Annotated in this window: 7 protein-coding genes and 1 pseudogene; all 8 read left to right on the forward strand. The window is 64.8% G+C overall.

The features are described 5' to 3' along the window. Positions 1–2 precede the first annotated feature (2 nt). On the forward strand, positions 3–2,375 hold the full coding sequence (locus ACCQ00_RS11240) for a methyl-accepting chemotaxis protein (RefSeq protein ID WP_039575012.1): 2,373 nt from the start codon (positions 3–5) through the stop codon (positions 2,373–2,375). Between the two features lie 186 nt (positions 2,376–2,561). Further along, entirely contained in the window at positions 2,562–4,820 is a 2,259-nt protein-coding gene (locus ACCQ00_RS11245; protein ID WP_039575015.1) for a methyl-accepting chemotaxis protein, read from the forward strand. A 500-nt stretch (positions 4,821–5,320) separates the two neighbouring features. Then, positions 5,321–7,579 carry a methyl-accepting chemotaxis protein gene (locus ACCQ00_RS11250; RefSeq protein ID WP_039575016.1) on the forward strand — a complete coding sequence of 753 codons (2,259 nt, stop codon included), beginning with the start codon at positions 5,321–5,323 and terminating at the stop codon, positions 7,577–7,579. A 575-nt stretch (positions 7,580–8,154) separates the two neighbouring features. Continuing rightward, complete coding sequence (locus tag ACCQ00_RS11255) at positions 8,155–10,266, forward strand: methyl-accepting chemotaxis protein (RefSeq protein WP_039575018.1); 2,112 nt, start codon at positions 8,155–8,157, stop codon at positions 10,264–10,266. Beyond that, a pseudogene (locus tag ACCQ00_RS11260) lies at positions 10,254–10,490 on the forward strand (DapH/DapD/GlmU-related protein); the annotation flags it as partial. The gene ACCQ00_RS11255 and the pseudogene ACCQ00_RS11260, both read left to right, overlap by 13 nt. Before the next feature lie 162 nt (positions 10,491–10,652). Continuing rightward, a complete protein-coding gene (locus ACCQ00_RS11265; RefSeq protein ID WP_039572538.1) occupies positions 10,653–10,952 on the forward strand; it encodes a hypothetical protein in 300 nt (99 codons plus the stop codon). Positions 10,953–11,141: 189 nt separating this feature from the next. Continuing rightward, positions 11,142–13,388 (forward strand): methyl-accepting chemotaxis protein, encoded by a 2,247-nt coding sequence (locus ACCQ00_RS11270; protein WP_372353927.1) that lies wholly within the window; start codon positions 11,142–11,144, stop codon positions 13,386–13,388. Positions 13,389–13,495: 107 nt separating this feature from the next. After that, positions 13,496–15,970 (forward strand): methyl-accepting chemotaxis protein, encoded by a 2,475-nt coding sequence (locus tag ACCQ00_RS11275; RefSeq protein WP_039584298.1) that lies wholly within the window; start codon positions 13,496–13,498, stop codon positions 15,968–15,970. Positions 15,971–16,118 lie beyond the last annotated feature (148 nt).

A 16,118-nucleotide genomic window follows, 5' to 3' on the forward strand; every position in this document is an offset into this window, starting at 1 on the left:
CCATGAAGATCATGCATATGCTGGGCGTCCTGGTGCTGGTGGCCGCTTTGGCGCTGCTCGCCCTGGGTGGCGTGGGCTATAACGGCCAACGCGGCCTGCTCGATGCGATCGCCGCACAGGTCATCTCCTCCGATGCGCTGCGCAACCACATGCAGGCGGACATGATGCACGACGCCCTGCGCGGCGATGTCACCGCAGCGTTGCTTGCTGCCTCCACGAAAGACGATAAAGCAGTTGCAGCCGCACGCACCGCACTGGGCGAACATGCCGGCGAATTCCGCCAATCGCTGGCCGCCAACCGCAAACTGCCGCTGGACCCTGCATTGCGCAGCGATCTGGATGCGGTGACACCGGCGCTGCAGGCCTATATCGCCTCTGCCGACCAGGTGGTGAAAGCTGCCGAGACGCATGCGGACAGCGCAGCGGCTTACGCGGATTTCAACGACAAGTTCAGCCAGCTCGAAACCCGCATGGGCACCATCAGCGAGCGCATCCTGGCCTTGAACGAGGCCAGCCGCCGCCAGGCCGAGCAATACAGCCACCGGGTGATGTGGCAGCAAGGTAGCGCCGTGGTGCTGGCATTCGTGTGCCTGGCGCTGGCGGCCGGCTGGATTCTGCGCTCGGTGTTCGGCCTGCTCGGCGGCGAGCCGCAGCTGGCCATGGCAGCTGCGCAGCACATCGCCGAAGGCCGCCTGGATCAACCGATCCCGGTCGCCGCAAAGCACTCGCGCAGCCTGATGGCCGCCCTGGCGCGCATGCAGCGCGACCTGCGCGAGCGCCTGGAGCGCGAGCGCAGCATCGCGGCCGAAAACCTGCGCATCCGTACCGCGCTGGATAACGCATCCACCGGCATGTACATCGCCGACCCGGATCTCACCATCATCTATACCAATAGTGCGCTGCAAAACCTGCTGCACACCTACGCAGACGATATCCAGGCCTGCGCGCCCGCGTTCAAGCGCACCGCCAACCTGGTCGGCCAACCGGTCTCGCTGCTGGAGGTGGGCAACGCACAGGACGCGGAGATCTACCAGCGTCTGGACCGCCAGGGCGCTGCCCAACGCGAGGTGCAGTACCGCACCACCTGCATCGCACAGAACGTTTCGGCAATTCGCGACGAGGCCGGCGCGCACCTGGGTTTTGTCTGCGAGTGGCGCGACCGCACGGCGGAGGCGCGCGTGGAAATCGACGTTGCCGACGTGGTGCGTAGCGCCGCTGCCGGCGATCTTTCCAAGCGCATCGACAGCACCGGAAAACAAGGCTTTTTCCTGCAACTGGCGCAGCAGCTCAATGCCTTGCTCGATGCCAACGCGGTCAGCATCGCCGAAGTGTCGCGCCTGCTCAGCGCACTGGCCGACGGCGACCTGAGTGCGCGCATGCAGGGCCAGTTCCATGGCGTTTTCGCCGCGATGCGCGACGACGCAAATACCACCGCCGAGCAGCTGGCGCTGGTGATCGGGCGCATCCAGCAGGCCGCCGGCAGCATTCACACTGCCTCCAGCGAAATCGCCGCCGGCAACAACGACCTGTCGCAGCGCACCGAACAACAGGCGGCAAATCTGGAAGAGACTGCCGCCTCGATGGAGGAGCTCACCTCCACCGTCAAACAGAATGCCGAGAGCGCACGCCGGGCCAACCAGCTGGCGATCGGTGCGGCCGGCGTGGCGTCGCAGGGCGGCGCGGTGGTGGCGCAGGTGGTCACCACCATGTCCGGCATCGAAGTCTCATCGAAGAAGATCGCCGAGATCATCAGCGTGATCGACGGCATCGCGTTCCAGACCAACATCCTGGCGCTCAACGCCGCCGTGGAAGCGGCGCGTGCCGGCGAACAGGGCCGCGGTTTTGCCGTGGTGGCCTCCGAGGTGCGCACACTGGCGCAGCGCTCGGCCGGTGCCGCCAAAGAGATCAAACACTTGATCGACGATTCGGTGAGCAAGGTCGCCGAGGGCTCGCAACTGGTGCATCAGGCCGGCACCACCATGGCCGATATCGTCGCCAGCGTGCAGCGCGTGACCGACATCATGGGCGAGATCGCCGCCGCCTCGCAGGAACAGTCGTCGGGCATCGAGCAGGTCAACCTCACCATCACCCAGATGGATGAAGCGACCCAGCAGAACGCCGCATTGGTGGAAGAAGCCACTGCCGCGGCGCGCACCATGGAAGACCAGGCCAGCCAGCTGGCGCACGCAGTGTCGCGCTTTACCCTGGCCGATGCGCCGCCGTCGCAGACTGCAACGCCTGCGCCGACAACGCCTACCGTGGTCGCAGTAGCGCGGGCACACAAGACCGGCACGCGTGCGCCGAGCGCGCGCAAGCCGGCAGTGAACGCGCCCGCGGCCACCGCCGGCAACGACAGCCAGTGGCAGGATTTTTGAGCAAGGACGGTGCGCAACGGCGGCCGGATCTGGCGCTGTGACGCATCGCCGCAAGACCAGCGTTGCGGCATTAGGGCCTAGCTGGCCGGCGTTTGCCAGCCCGTTAATACTTCACAACTAAAGAACTTGGCGTTTCGGCCGTTAGCTTGCTGGATAACGACGCTAAGCAATGCTCCGGAGCAAGTGATGAATAAGTTCAACGACTGGCCAATCCGCCGCAAACTGATGTTTGCCTTCTGCCTGAGTGCCGTGCTCACCGCATTACTGGGCGGCTTGGGTTTTTCGCGCATGAAGCAGATGCAGAGCGAAACCACCTTGATCAACCAGGACGTGGTGCCGGTATTGAGCCGCCTGTCCGAGTTGCGCGGTTTTGCCGGCGAGTTCCGTGTCTACGAAGTGGGCCAGTTCCTCAATCTGGAAGACCCGGAGCGCTACGCGTATTTCTTCAAGCGCATGGATGAAATCCAGGCCAAGTACGCCGACACGCAGAAGCAGCTGGACGCCAAGATCGATGCGGCATCGCCGTTGAAGGCCGAGTACGCCAAGCTCACCGATGCCAGCGCACGCTATTTCGCGGCCAACCAGCAGCTGCGCAAGCTCTACGCAGAGCCCGACCGCGCCGCGGCGATGGAGTTTTCGCGCAAGCAGTCGGGCGAGATCCGCAAGGAACTGTTCGCCTCGGTGGACAAGCTGTATGCACAGCAGTCCAAGGCGCTGGGCGACATGGTGACTGCCAGCGCCAGCTCGTTCAAGCTGACCAGCGCGGTGCTGCTGATCGGCACCTTGTTGATGGCCGCCTTGTCGGTCACCTTCGGTTGGTTGATCGCACGCAGCATCACCAGCCCGCTCGCCAAGGCGCTGGGCGCCATCCAGGCGGTTTCGCGCGGCGATCTGGGCGTACAGGTCGGCAGGACCAGCAAGGACGAAATCGGCCAGATGCTGGAGGCCACCGGTGGCATGACCCAGATGCTGCGCCGTTTCTCCGACGAAACCGCGCGCATGTCGCACCTGCATTCCGCCGAAGACATCACCCACCGCATGCCGGAAGATTTCCCCGGCGTGTACGGCAACCTTGCCACCGGCATCAACACGATGATCTTCGAGCATCTCGACGCCATCGTCGATGCGGTGCACATCCTCAATCAATATGCACAGGGCGACCTGAGCGAAGATGCGCGTCGCCTGCCGGCCAGCCGCGCGGTGCTGCATGAGGCGATGGACGCAGCCAAGGCCAGCTTGTTGTCGATCAACACCGAGATCAAGCACCTGGCGCAGGCGGCTGCCTCCGGCGACTTCAGTGCGCGCGGCGATGCGCAGCGCTTCAAGTACGACTTCGCCGTGATGGTGTCGGATCTGAACTCGATGATGGAAGTCAGCGACCGCAACCTGGGCAAGCTGTCGCAGCTGCTCGGCGCCGTGGCCGATGGCGACCTGACCGCGCGCATGGACGGGCAATTCCACGGCGTATTCGCACGGCTGCGCGACGATGCCAACGCGACCACCCAGCGCCTGACCGACATCGTGGGCCGCATCAAGCACTCCACCCTGGCCATCAACACGGCCGCCGGCGAGATTGCCGCCGGTAACAATGACCTGTCGCAGCGCACCGAGCAGCAGGCGGCCAACCTGGAAGAAACCGCCGCGTCGATGGAAGAGCTCACCTCCACCGTCAAGCAGAACGCCGAGCATGCGCGTCAGGCCAACCAGCTCGCCATCGGCGCAGCAGGCGTGGCATCGCACGGCGGCAACGTGGTCGGCCAGGTGGTCACCACCATGTCCGGCATCGAAACCTCGTCCAAGAAGATTGCTGAAATCATCAGCGTCATCGACGGCATCGCCTTCCAGACCAACATCCTGGCGTTGAATGCCGCGGTGGAAGCGGCGCGCGCCGGCGAGCAGGGCCGTGGCTTTGCCGTGGTCGCCTCGGAAGTACGCACGCTGGCGCAGCGCTCGGCCGGTGCAGCGAAGGAGATCAAGGGCCTGATCGACGACTCGGTGAGCAAGGTGGCCGAAGGCTCGGCGCTGGTGAATCAGGCCGGCAGCACCATGGCCGAGATCGTCTCTTCGGTGCAGCGCGTCACCGACATCATGAGCGAAATCTCCGCAGCATCGCAGGAACAATCGGCCGGCATCGAGCAGGTCAACCAGACCGTCACCCACATGGACGAGGCCACCCAGCAGAACGCCGCATTGGTGGAAGAAGCCACCGCCGCTGCACGCTCGATGGAAGAGCAGGCGCAGCAGCTCACCGAAGCGGTGGCGCAGTTCCGCCTCTCGGCCGAACTGGAAGCGGTCACCCGCGCAACGCCGGTGGTACGCCAGATCGCCGCCAAGCGCCCGGTTGCGGCCAGCACGCCGGCCATCAAGCCGCAGGCTGCGCGTCAGGTGGGCCGTGCCGCAGTGGCAGTGGCGCCGTCCAATGAATCCGATTGGTCCGAGTTCTAACAGCGGCAAGACGGCCGCGCTCGCCGCCAGGTGGGCGCGGCCTGTACACAGGATGGCAATGCTCCATGTGCGCTGCGGGTGCAGCGCCCTTCCGCGGCTGGCACCTGCTGGTGGGGAACTCGCCATCGTCTCGAACGCCACCTGCGCCGAATAGTCGCCCCCATGCAAGCCGCGCTCTCTGGAGCGCGGCTTTTTTATTGCGTCGCAGGACCAGATAAACCCATCAACGCATCAAACAGATTATCGGTATACATTTTACAAATGTATAAATAGGCTAATAGTAGCGCCCGCATTATCCATTGAATATCCGGATGACCTCGATTCAATAATTCAATGGTTTATTTCACGATCCTAAATTGAGTTATATTTTTTTTGATATCGAGGTATTCAGCAGATGCGTTCAAGCGCCGTTACTGGGCATAGCGGGACGTCAGACTGCACTTGACTGGCGGCACCGCATCGCTTGCTTTTATCGCGCAACGCTTGCCAGGAACCCTGTCATGACCTCACTTCTTCAACGTTACAACGTCGGCCCACGGCTAGCGGCCGCCTTCGCTGTCCTGATCGTGCTGTCGGGCCTGATCGCCTTGATCGGTTATCGCGGATTGACCTCGGCACGCGCGTTGGTCGACGACATCGTGAACCAGAACATGGCCAAGGTCCGCCTGTCCAACGACATGATGAACGCCAATTTCATTATCGGCACGCAGCTGCGCAATCTGGTCTTGCCGACCAGCGATGAAGAGAATCGCCAGTTCGTCGCCAAGATCCAGTCTGCGCGTGCCGACTACACCAAAGCGCGCGAGGCGTTGTATGCCATGCCGGCCTCGGAGCAAGGCAAGATCCTGCGTGCAGAAATCGATGCGCGCCGCGCCGAGGTCAAGGGTTTCAATGACAAGGTCATGGATCTGGTGATGACCGGTCACAGCGACGAAGCACTTCCCTTTCTGCTGAACAAGGCGGCGCCCGCCATGCAGGGCTGGCAGGACCGGATTGCCGAAAACATTGCCCTGCAGGAAAAGCAGGCAGCCGATGCATCGGCTGTGGCATTCAAATCCATGGACGACTCGCGCAAGCTGCTGATCGGCGGCTCGCTACTAGTCGTGCTGTTGAGCGGCGCCCTGGGCGTGCTGATCACTCGCAGCCTGACCCAGCCGTTGCGCCGCGCGACCTGCGCTGCAGAATCCATCGCCGGCGGCCAGCTGGATAACGACGTCGACACCCATTTCAACGACGAAGCCGGGCGCCTGCTCAAGGCGATGAGCAAGATGCAACAGCAGTTGCGCAACCTGCTCAGCGCGCAGACCGACATGGCCCGTCGCCACGATGAGGGCCAGATCAGCTACCGCATCGATGCCGAGGCGTTCCCGGGCGACTACGGCCGCATGGCCAGCGATACCAACAATCTGGTCGCATCGCATATCGCGGTGAAGATGAAGCTTGCGCAGATCATGGGTCGCTACGCCATCGGCGATCTCAGCGAGGACATGGACAAGCTGCCCGGCGAAAAGGCCGTGCTCACCGACACCATGGCACAGGTCAAATCCAATCTGTCGGCGATGAACACCGAGATCAAGCACCTGGCGACATCGGCGGCCAATGGCGACTTCAGCGCCCGCGGCGATGCCGAGCGTTTCCAGTACGACTTCCGCGTGATGGTGGAAAGCCTCAACACCTTGATGGCCACCGCAGACGGCAACCTCCAGTCGCTCTCTGGCTTGTTGCAGTCGATCGCTGCCGGCGACCTCACCGCCCGCATGAGCGGCGAGTTCCACGGCGTGTTTGCGCAGATGCGCGACGACGCCAATGCCACCGCCACCCAGCTGGCCGAAATCGTCAGCGGCATCAAGGCCTCGGCCACGTCGATCAGGGGCGCGGCAAGCGAAATCGCCGCCGGCAATCAAGACCTGTCGCAGCGCACCGAACAGCAGGCCGCCAACCTGGAAGAAACCGCGGCCTCGATGGAGGAACTCACCTCCACCGTCAAGCAGAACGCCGAAAGCGCACGCCAGGCCAACCAGCTCGCCATCGGCGCGGCCAGCGTCGCCTCGCAGGGCGGCGAGATCGTCAGCAAGGTGGTCGGCACCATGAGCGGGATCGAAGCCTCGTCCAAGAAGATCGCCGACATCATCTCCGTCATCGACGGCATCGCCTTCCAGACCAATATCCTGGCCTTGAACGCGGCAGTGGAAGCCGCACGCGCCGGTGAACAGGGCCGCGGCTTTGCGGTCGTGGCGTCTGAAGTGCGCACGTTGGCGCAACGTTCCTCCGGCGCAGCCAAGGAGATCAAGGACCTGATCGACGACTCCGTGCAGCGGGTGGCCGAAGGCTCGGTGCTGGTGCACAGCGCCGGCACCACCATGGGCGAGATCGTGTCCAGCGTGCAGCGCGTCACCGACATCATGGGCGAGATCTCCGCGGCCTCGCAGGAGCAGTCTGCCGGGATCGAGCAGGTCAACCAGACCGTGACCAGCATGGACGAAACCACCCAGCAGAACGCCGCGCTGGTGGAAGAAGCCACCGCCGCCGCACGCGCGATGGAAGAACAAGCCCAGCAACTGACCGAAGCGGTGGCGCTGTTCCGGCTGTCGGCCGACATGGAAACGGTAGCCCGCACCGCACCGGCGGTGCGCCAGATTGCCGCCAAGCGTCCGGTTGCGGCCAGCAAGCCTGCGATCAAGCCGCCTGTCGCACGCCCGACGGCGCGCCCCGCTGCCGTGTCGGTCGCAGCCGACGCGTCCAATTGGGCCGAGTTCTAGGATCGGCCCAGGAACCGCACTGGACACCGCGCTCGCAACGAGCGCGGTTTTTTTTACGTGCAGTGCTGCCGGCACCAGGCGCATCGCCGGGTGCGGCGCGGGTCGCTGCAGCATGACGGCATCGGTCTTGCGCACGCGCGCAACAGCCTTTGGCGGAGCCTGCACTGACACCTGCCCCGGCGTTGCATGCGCCTTATCGGACCGTGCTGCCCTCACCAGCAGCCCACACCAGTAGAGCCCGGTTTTTCTCCAACATAAACGCCATCGAAATTGCGTGATGAGTGTGTGACGAAACCCTTCAGTCGAGCGTGGTTGCGCCGCTAGCTATGTCAGCAACGAGGCACCCATGCGAGCGCCAAGACGCCTCACTGCACCGCGCCATCGCACGGCCGATCTCGGGGGGCCGAACGGGTGGCTTCCACTATTCAGATTGTTATCAGCTCAAGGCACATTCGATGAAACAGCTAAGTCTTTCGACACAACTGGCACTGGGCTTTGGCACAGTTGTTCTTGTGCTCTTGATCGTCGCAGCAGTAGGGCTTCATGGGCAGTCCCAGCTGTCGGACGCGGTGGCCATGAACGACCACACCTACCAGGTGATCGGCACCGGCCGCGCCATGTCCATTGCCACGGTCAATATCGAGACGGGCGCGCGCGGCTTTCTGCTGTCCGGGCAGGAAACGCATCTCACCCCCTACAACAAGGGCAAGGCGCAGTTCGAACAGGAATTCACCAACGCCAAGACGTTGACCGCCGACAACCCGGTGCAGCAGGAACGCCTGCAGCGCCTGCATGCGTCATACGAGCAGTTCATGGGCTTTGAGGACAATCTGATCGCGCTGCGCGGCAAAACCAGCGACACCGATCTGTCCGCCTTGCTCACGCAGTTCAAGGCCGGCCATGAACGCGTGGCGATGGGGCAGATCCGCCAGCACCTGGCCGACTTCGAAGCGCAGGAAAACCAGTTGCTGGTCAAGCGCAGCGCGACATTGGCCGCCGCAAAGGCCCGCAGCCGTTGGTCGATGATTGTCGGCAGCGGCATCGCCGTGCTGGCGGCGCTGGTCAGCGGCGGGTTGATCCGTCGTCGCCTGATCAACCGCCTCGGCACCGCTTCGCAGGTGGCCGATTCCATCGCGGCTGGCAATCTGTCGATCAGCGTGGACGGCAGCGGCACCGACGAGACCGGCCGTCTGCTCGCCAGCATGAGCAAGATGCAGCAGCAGTTGCAGAAGGTCTTGCATGGCCAGCAGGAAATGAAGCGCCGGCACGATCAGGGCGAGCTGAACTTCCGCCTGGACGAGGCAGCGTTTCCTGGCGATTACGCCACCATCGTGCGTGGCAACAACGACCTGGCCGCCTCGCATGTGGCCGTGATGATGCGGTTGGCGCAGATCATGGGCCAATACGCGATCGGCGACCTGCGCGAAGACATGGAAGCGCTGCCCGGCGACAAGGCCGTGCTCAGCGACACCATGGCCAAGGTCAAGGGCAACCTGTCTTCGGTCAATCACGCCATCAAGCATCTTTCCCAATGCGCGGCCAATGGCGACTTCAGCGCCCGCGGCGATGCCGACAACTTCCAGCACGACTTCCGCGTGATGGTGGAAAGCCTCAATACCCTGATGGCCACCGCCGACGGCAACCTGCAGTCGCTTTCGGGCCTGTTGCAGGCGATCGCGGCCGGCGATCTCACCGCACGCATGAGCGGCGAGTTCCACGGCGTGTTTGCGCAGATGCGCGACGATGCCAATGCCACCGCCGTGCAACTGGCCGAGATCGTCACCGGCATCAAGGCATCGGCCATCTCGATCAAGGGCGCCGCCAGCGAGATCGCTGCCGGCAACAGCGACCTGTCGCAGCGCACCGAACAGCAGGCCGCCAGCCTGGAAGAAACTGCCGCTTCGATGGAAGAGCTCACCTCCACCGTCAAGCAGAACGCCGAAAGCGCACGCCAGGCCAACCAGCTCGCCATCGGCGCGGCCGGCGTGGCCACCCAGGGCGGCGAGATTGTCGGTCAGGTGGTCGAGACCATGGCCGGGATCGAAGCTTCGTCCAAGAAGATCGCCGACATCATCTCCGTCATCGACGGCATCGCCTTCCAGACCAATATCCTGGCCTTGAACGCGGCGGTGGAAGCGGCACGTGCCGGCGAGCAGGGTCGCGGCTTCGCCGTGGTGGCGTCTGAAGTGCGTACGCTGGCCCAGCGCTCTTCCGGCGCCGCCAAGGAGATCAAGGACCTGATTGCCGACTCGGTCGAACGAGTGGCCGCCGGTTCGGTGCTGGTCAACACCGCTGGCAAGACCATGGGCGAGCTGGTGACCAGCGTGCAGCGGGTCACCGACATCATGGGCGAGATCTCCGCGGCCTCGCAGGAACAGTCGGCCGGAATCGAACAGGTCAACCAGACCGTCACCCAGATGGACGAAACCACCCAACAGAACGCCGCGCTGGTGGAAGAAGCCACTGCCGCCGCGCGCTCGCTGGAAGAACAGGCGGTTGGGTTGACCGAAGCCGTGGCGGTGTTCAAGACCGAGCAAGGCACCACCAGCACTGCCCGCACGGCATCACTCGCCAAGGCGGCGCCGGCTGTGCGCGCCAAGCTGACCTCGATCGGCGGTACCGCTGCCGCCAAGCCGCGCGCGGTTGCGGCATCGACGACCGTCGAGACCAGCTGGCAGGAGTTCTGACCGCCAACTACGACGGGGTGAACAAGTCGCAGACCACCATCGGCGATGGTGCGTTTGTCGGCTCCAACAGCGCGTTGGTGGCGCCGATCGAGATTGGCGCCAATTCCACCATCGGTGCCGGGGCGGTGGTCACCAGCGATGCGCCCGCGGGCCAACTCACCGTGACGCGTGCGCGTCAGACCGTGATCGAAGGCTGGAAGCGGCCGACCAAGAAGTCGCCGTAGTGCCGCGGGGTAACGCACTGGCGTCGGTGGGAAGCTCACCGACGCCAGTGCGCCAGGCAACCGCTCCACACATCAGTCGTTGCAACACGCAGGGCCCGAGCCAGCACATGCAACCCGCATGCGCGAGCTTGGGCCCTCATTGCATTGGCGGCCCCGCTGACGATGGGCCAGACCGCCGCGCCCTGGCTGGCGTCGACTTCCAACTCGAACCGCCAAGGCGACACTCGGCCGCAGCCGATCCCGCCGGCACGCATCCGCTCACCTGCCCCCTGTCTGATCGGTCGCTTCGCAAAGACCAACTGGAACGCCAGCCGCGAGGTGGCACTGGCGCCACGACCGGCCTGCATGTCGGGCGCCCTCCCCTGCGCACGCGCATCCATCGCCGCTGCACCCGGCATGGCCTTGCATCGGCAAGCGGCGTTGCCTGCTTCCTTGAACGATGGCAGCTATAACAAAAGCTAAATAGCGAGCTCAAGTATACGGCCAGGCCGCCGCTACCTGCCCTGCAATCGGGAAGGAGCCGACGCGCTACCCGCGCCAAGCGTCGTGCGGCCGTCCCTCGCTTGCAGCGGATGCCGACTGTGATCGCAAGGCCGCCCGCCGTCGTGCCTCCAACCGCCTCCTTCTCCTCCTTCCCGGCAGGTATGTTTCATGATGGGCTTTCTCCAACGCTATAACGTCGGCACCCGCCTTTCGGCCGCGTTCGGCTTTCTGATCCTGCTGTCCTGCGGCCTGGTGGTCGCGGGCCTGATGACCCTGGCGCAAGCGCGCGGGCGCATGGACTCGATCGTCAAGCGCAACATGACGATCCTGGAATATGTCGGCGAGATGCGCAGCGCCAGTGCGGACATCGCAATCAACCTGCGCAACATCGTGCTGCCGACCACGCAGGAAGAGAACATCGGTTTCGCAAAAATCGTCGAGCAGCAGCGGCAGTACTACAGCAACATCCACGACAAGCTGTACGCCATCCCGCCATCCGACGCCAATGGTGCAGCAATGCGTCGGCAGATCGATCTTGCCCGCGAAAAGGCGCGTGTCGCCAATCAGCAGGTGCTGGACCTGGGCATGAATTACAAGCCCGACGAGGCGCTCAAGGCACTGATGCAACAGGCCGCACCGGCGAACCAGCAGTGGCAGGACGCGCTCGATGCGTATGCCGCGCGCCAGCGCAGCCGTGGCGCGGCAGCCTATGCCGACGCCAACGCCGCAATGGAGCGTGGCCGGGCATTGCTGATCGCCGGCGGCATTGCGGTCGTGGTGATCAGCAGCCTGCTGGCCTGGTTGATCACCCGCAGCCTGACCCAGCCGTTGAGCCGTGCCACCCGTGCCGCCGAGGCCATCGCCGAAGGCCGCCTGGACAGCGACGTGCACACCACCGCCACCGACGAGCCCGGCCGGCTGCTCAGCGCCATGGCCAGGATGCAGGCCCAGTTGCAGCGTTTCTCCGGCGAAACCACGCGGATGATCGCGCTGCACGCCGACAAGGACGTGACGCACCGTATGCCGCAGGACTTCCCCGGCGTGTACGGCGAGCTGAGCAAGGGCATCAACACGATGATGTTCGAGCACCTGGACGCCATCGTCGATGCCATCGAAGTGCTCAACGAATACGCCCGCGGCGATCTGCGCCGCGATGCACGGCGCCTGCCGGGCAGCCGCGCGGTACTGCACGAATCGATGGATGCGGCCAAGGCCAGCCTGCTGGCGATCAATACCGAGATCCAGCGCCTGGCCAGCGCGGCAGCGGCCGGCGACTTCAGCGCGCGCGGCGATGCGCAGCGCTTCGAGCACGATTTCCTGCGCATGGTGCAGGACCTCAACGCGATGATGGAGGTCAGCGACACCAGCCTGGGCAGCTTGTCGGCGCTGTTGCAGTCGATCGCCGCCGGCGATCTCACCGCCCGCATGCACGGCAACTTCCACGGTGTGTTCGCCACGATGCGCGACGACGCCAACGCCACCACCGAACAGCTCACGCGCATCGTGATGCGGATCCAGGGCGCGGCCGGCAACATCAGCGCAGCCACCGGCGAAATCGCCGCCGGCAACCAGGATCTGTCGCAGCGCACCGAACAACAGGCCGCCAACCTGGAAGAAACCGCGGCCTCGATGGAAGAGCTCACCTCCACCGTCAAGCAGAACGCCGAAAGCGCACGCCAGGCCAACCAGCTTGCCATCGGCGCCGCCCGCGTGGCGTCGCAGGGCGGCGAGATCGCCAGCAAGGTGGTCCAGACCATGAGCGGGATCGAGTCGTCGTCCAAGAAGATCGCCGACATCATCAGCGTCATCGATGGCATCTCGTTCCAGACCAACATCCTGGCACTCAACGCCGCGGTGGAAGCGGCGCGCGCCGGCGAACAAGGCCGCGGCTTTGCCGTGGTGGCCAGCGAAGTGCGCACGCTGGCGCAGCGCTCCACCGCGGCGGCCAAGGAGATCAAGAGCCTGATCGACGATTCGGTGCAACGCGTGGCCGAAGGCTCGCTGCTGGTGCACAGTGCCGGCACCACCATGGCCGAGATCGTGTCCAGCGTGCAGCGCGTCACTGACATCATGGGCGAGATCTCCGCGGCCTCGCAGGAGCAGTCGACCGGCATCGAGCAGGTCAACCAGACCGTGACCCAGATGGACGAAACCACCCAGCAGAACGCCGCGCTGGTGGAAGAAGCCACCGCCGCCGCACGCGCACTGGAAGAACAGGCGCTCGGATTGACCGAGGCAGTGGCGGTCTTCAAGACCGACAGCAGCGACGCATCGCAGGCATCGCGTGCAGCATCACGGCGCCCGGCAGCAACGCCCGCGCTTGCGGCCGAGGCGACGGCAACCGGCCGCGCTCCCGCCAAGCTGCGCGCCGTGGTCGCCGCGCCAGGCAACGACAGCAGTTGGCAGGAGTTCTGAACAGATCGCCAGCACTGACTGAACCGGACGGGTCGGCAGCGCTGCCGGCCCGCTAAAGGCGTGCACGTCGTTAGCCGATAGCCTGCTTACATCCATGAGACGCATCAATGACCACCTCACCCGCGCTGTCGCCGCAGACCATTCCAGCTTCGCCACGCCGCTGGACCAGCCGTTGGGACGACCTGGCCATCGCCAGGAAACTCGGCAGCATCGGCGTGCTTGCGTTGGTGGGGCTGGTCATTCCGGTGCTGCTCTATAGCGGCAAGCTCAACGAAAGCGTTGCCATCAGCAGCAACGAATTGCGCAGCTATGCGCCGCTTGGCCAAATGCTGGGCCTGATCACCGACCTGCATGCAGCCCACGTAGATCGCGGCAGCGCCGCCAAAGACGCCGCGCAGCGCGCCGAGCGCGATCTCGCCCAACTACTCGCCACCACGGCCGGCATGCCCGGCTTCGAGCGCAGCCAGAAGCAATTGCTGGCCCTGCAGCAGCGCCATGTATCAGGGGCCGCCGCGGAGGGCTACGCCGCCGTGAGCGAACAGGCCTTTGCCGCGCTCGATGCATTGCGCGACGACAGCCAGCTGGTCTACACCCCGTACATCGAGAGTTACCACCTGGTGGTGTCCACGCTGATCTACAGCCCCGAGACCACCGAATCGCTGACCCGTCTGGACGCCGCCAGCGACCCCTCGCAGGCGGGCGACAGCCGCGCCATGCTGCGCGAGCAGCTCGATCAACTTGCTCGAAACCATGTGCGTTTCCGCCATGAGCTGGACAAGGCGATGGGCTTGCTGGAACAGCCCGACCCCGCGCTGGCCGATGCCGCCAAGGCCGAAGCCACCCAGGCAAGCGCCGCACTGGCCGCACTGGGGTCCGCCCTGCACGGCAGCGATGCCAAGGCGGACGCCCAGTGGAATGCCGCGCTCGATGCGCTGGGCCAGACCATGCGTGACCTCAGCAATGTCTCGCTGCAGGCGCTGCAGCGGCAATCCGAACGTCACCTGGTCGACGCACGCAACGCGATGTGGCAAGCGATCGCCGGCCTGTCGGTGCTGGCGCTGCTGATCGCCGCGCTGTGCTGGTACACCTTGTCGCGCCTGACGCGCAATGTGCGCCGCGCCGCGACGGTGGCCGCCAATATCGCGCAGGGTCGGCTGGACGATCAGGTCAGTGCCGCCGGCCGCGACGAAACCGGTCAATTGCTCGACACCATGCGCCAGATGCAGGGGCAACTGCAGCGCGTGCTCAGCGCGCAAAGTGAAATGGCGCAGCGCCACGATGCCGGCCAGATCAGCTACCGCATGCAGGCAGACAGTTTCCCCGGTGCCTACGCCACCATGGTGCACGACACCAACGCGCTGGTGGGCTCGCACATTGCGGTCAAGATGAAGCTTGCGCAGATCATGTCGCGCTACGCCATCGGCGACCTGAGCCAGGACATGGAGCGCCTGCCTGGCGAAAAGGCCGTGCTCACCGACACCATGGATACCGTCAAGGCCAACCTGTCGGCGATGAACAGCGAGATCAAGCTGCTTGCGCAGGCCGCCGCCAATGGCGATTTCAGCGTACGCGGCGACGCACAGCGCTTCCAGTACGATTTCCGCGCAATGGTGGACAGCCTCAATCAGTTGATGGCCACCGCCGATGCGAACCTGCACGCGCTCTCGACGGTCCTGCAGGCCATCGCGGCGGGCGACCTGACCGCCCGCATGCACGGCGACTTCCATGGCGTGTTCGCGCGCATGCGCGACGATGCCAATACCACCGTGACCCAGCTGGCCAATATCGTCGGGCGCATCCAGCAGTCCACCAATGCCATCAACGACGCCGCCAGCGAAATTGCCACCGGCAATCAGGACCTGTCGCAGCGCACCGAGCAGCAAGCGGCCAATCTGGAAGAAACCGCTGCCTCGATGGAAGAACTCACCTCCACCGTGCGCAACAACGCCGAACATGCGCGCCGCGCAAACCAGCTCGTGGTCGGTGCGGCCACGGTCGCCTCGCAAGGCGGTGCGGTGGTGGGTGAGGTCGTGGGCACCATGGCCGGCATCCAGGCAGCATCCAAAAAGATTGCCGACATCATCAGCGTCATCGACGGCATCGCCTTCCAGACCAATATCCTGGCCCTGAACGCAGCGGTGGAAGCGGCACGTGCCGGCGAACAAGGCCGTGGTTTTGCCGTGGTGGCCAGTGAAGTGCGCACGCTGGCGCAACGCTCGGCCGGTGCGGCAAAAGAGATCAAGCAACTGATCGAGGATTCGGTCAGCCGGGTCGAACACGGCAGCCAGCTGGTGGGCCAGGCCGGTCGCACCATGCAGGACATCGTCGATTCGGTGCAGAACGTCACCACCATCATGCATGAGATCAGCGAGGCCTCGCAGCAGCAGTCGCAAGGCATCGAACAGGTTGGCCAGACCGTCGCGCAGATGGATCAGGCCACCCAGCAGAACGCCGCGCTGGTGGAAGAAGCCACCGCCGCCGCCCGTTCGATGGAAGAGCAGGCGCAGCAATTGCGCGATGCCGTTTCGGTGTTCCAGTTGCAGGCCGAGCCTGCGCGCAGCCGCCTGGGCCACGCCGCCTGAGGCAACGCCTGGCGGCAGGCCTGCCTGGGACGCGGCGCGCACGCCCGCGTCCCACCTGATTCAGTCCCCGCTGCCTGCATCTGTCAGGCAACGGCGTAGCGTTTGCACATCACCAACGCGCACGCGTTTGGCCCAGTGCCATCAGCAG

It is taken from the genome of Xanthomonas sp. NCPPB 3761 (genome assembly GCF_041475705.2).
Classification (GTDB): domain Bacteria; phylum Pseudomonadota; class Gammaproteobacteria; order Xanthomonadales; family Xanthomonadaceae; genus Xanthomonas; species Xanthomonas phaseoli.

Bases quoted from the DNA above. Each gene is read 5' to 3' on its own strand.
- ACCQ00_RS11240 (WP_039575012.1), top strand. From the start codon at position 3: ATGAAGATCATGCATATGCTGGGCGTCCTGGTGCTGGTGGCCGCTTTG.
- ACCQ00_RS11245 (WP_039575015.1), top strand. From the start codon at position 2,562: ATGAATAAGTTCAACGACTGGCCAATCCGCCGCAAACTGATGTTTGCC.
- ACCQ00_RS11250 (WP_039575016.1), top strand. From the start codon at position 5,321: ATGACCTCACTTCTTCAACGTTACAACGTCGGCCCACGGCTAGCGGCC.
- ACCQ00_RS11255 (WP_039575018.1), top strand. From the start codon at position 8,155: ATGAACGACCACACCTACCAGGTGATCGGCACCGGCCGCGCCATGTCC.
- ACCQ00_RS11265 (WP_039572538.1), top strand. From the start codon at position 10,653: ATGGGCCAGACCGCCGCGCCCTGGCTGGCGTCGACTTCCAACTCGAAC.
- ACCQ00_RS11270 (WP_372353927.1), top strand. From the start codon at position 11,142: ATGATGGGCTTTCTCCAACGCTATAACGTCGGCACCCGCCTTTCGGCC.
- ACCQ00_RS11275 (WP_039584298.1), top strand. From the start codon at position 13,496: ATGACCACCTCACCCGCGCTGTCGCCGCAGACCATTCCAGCTTCGCCA.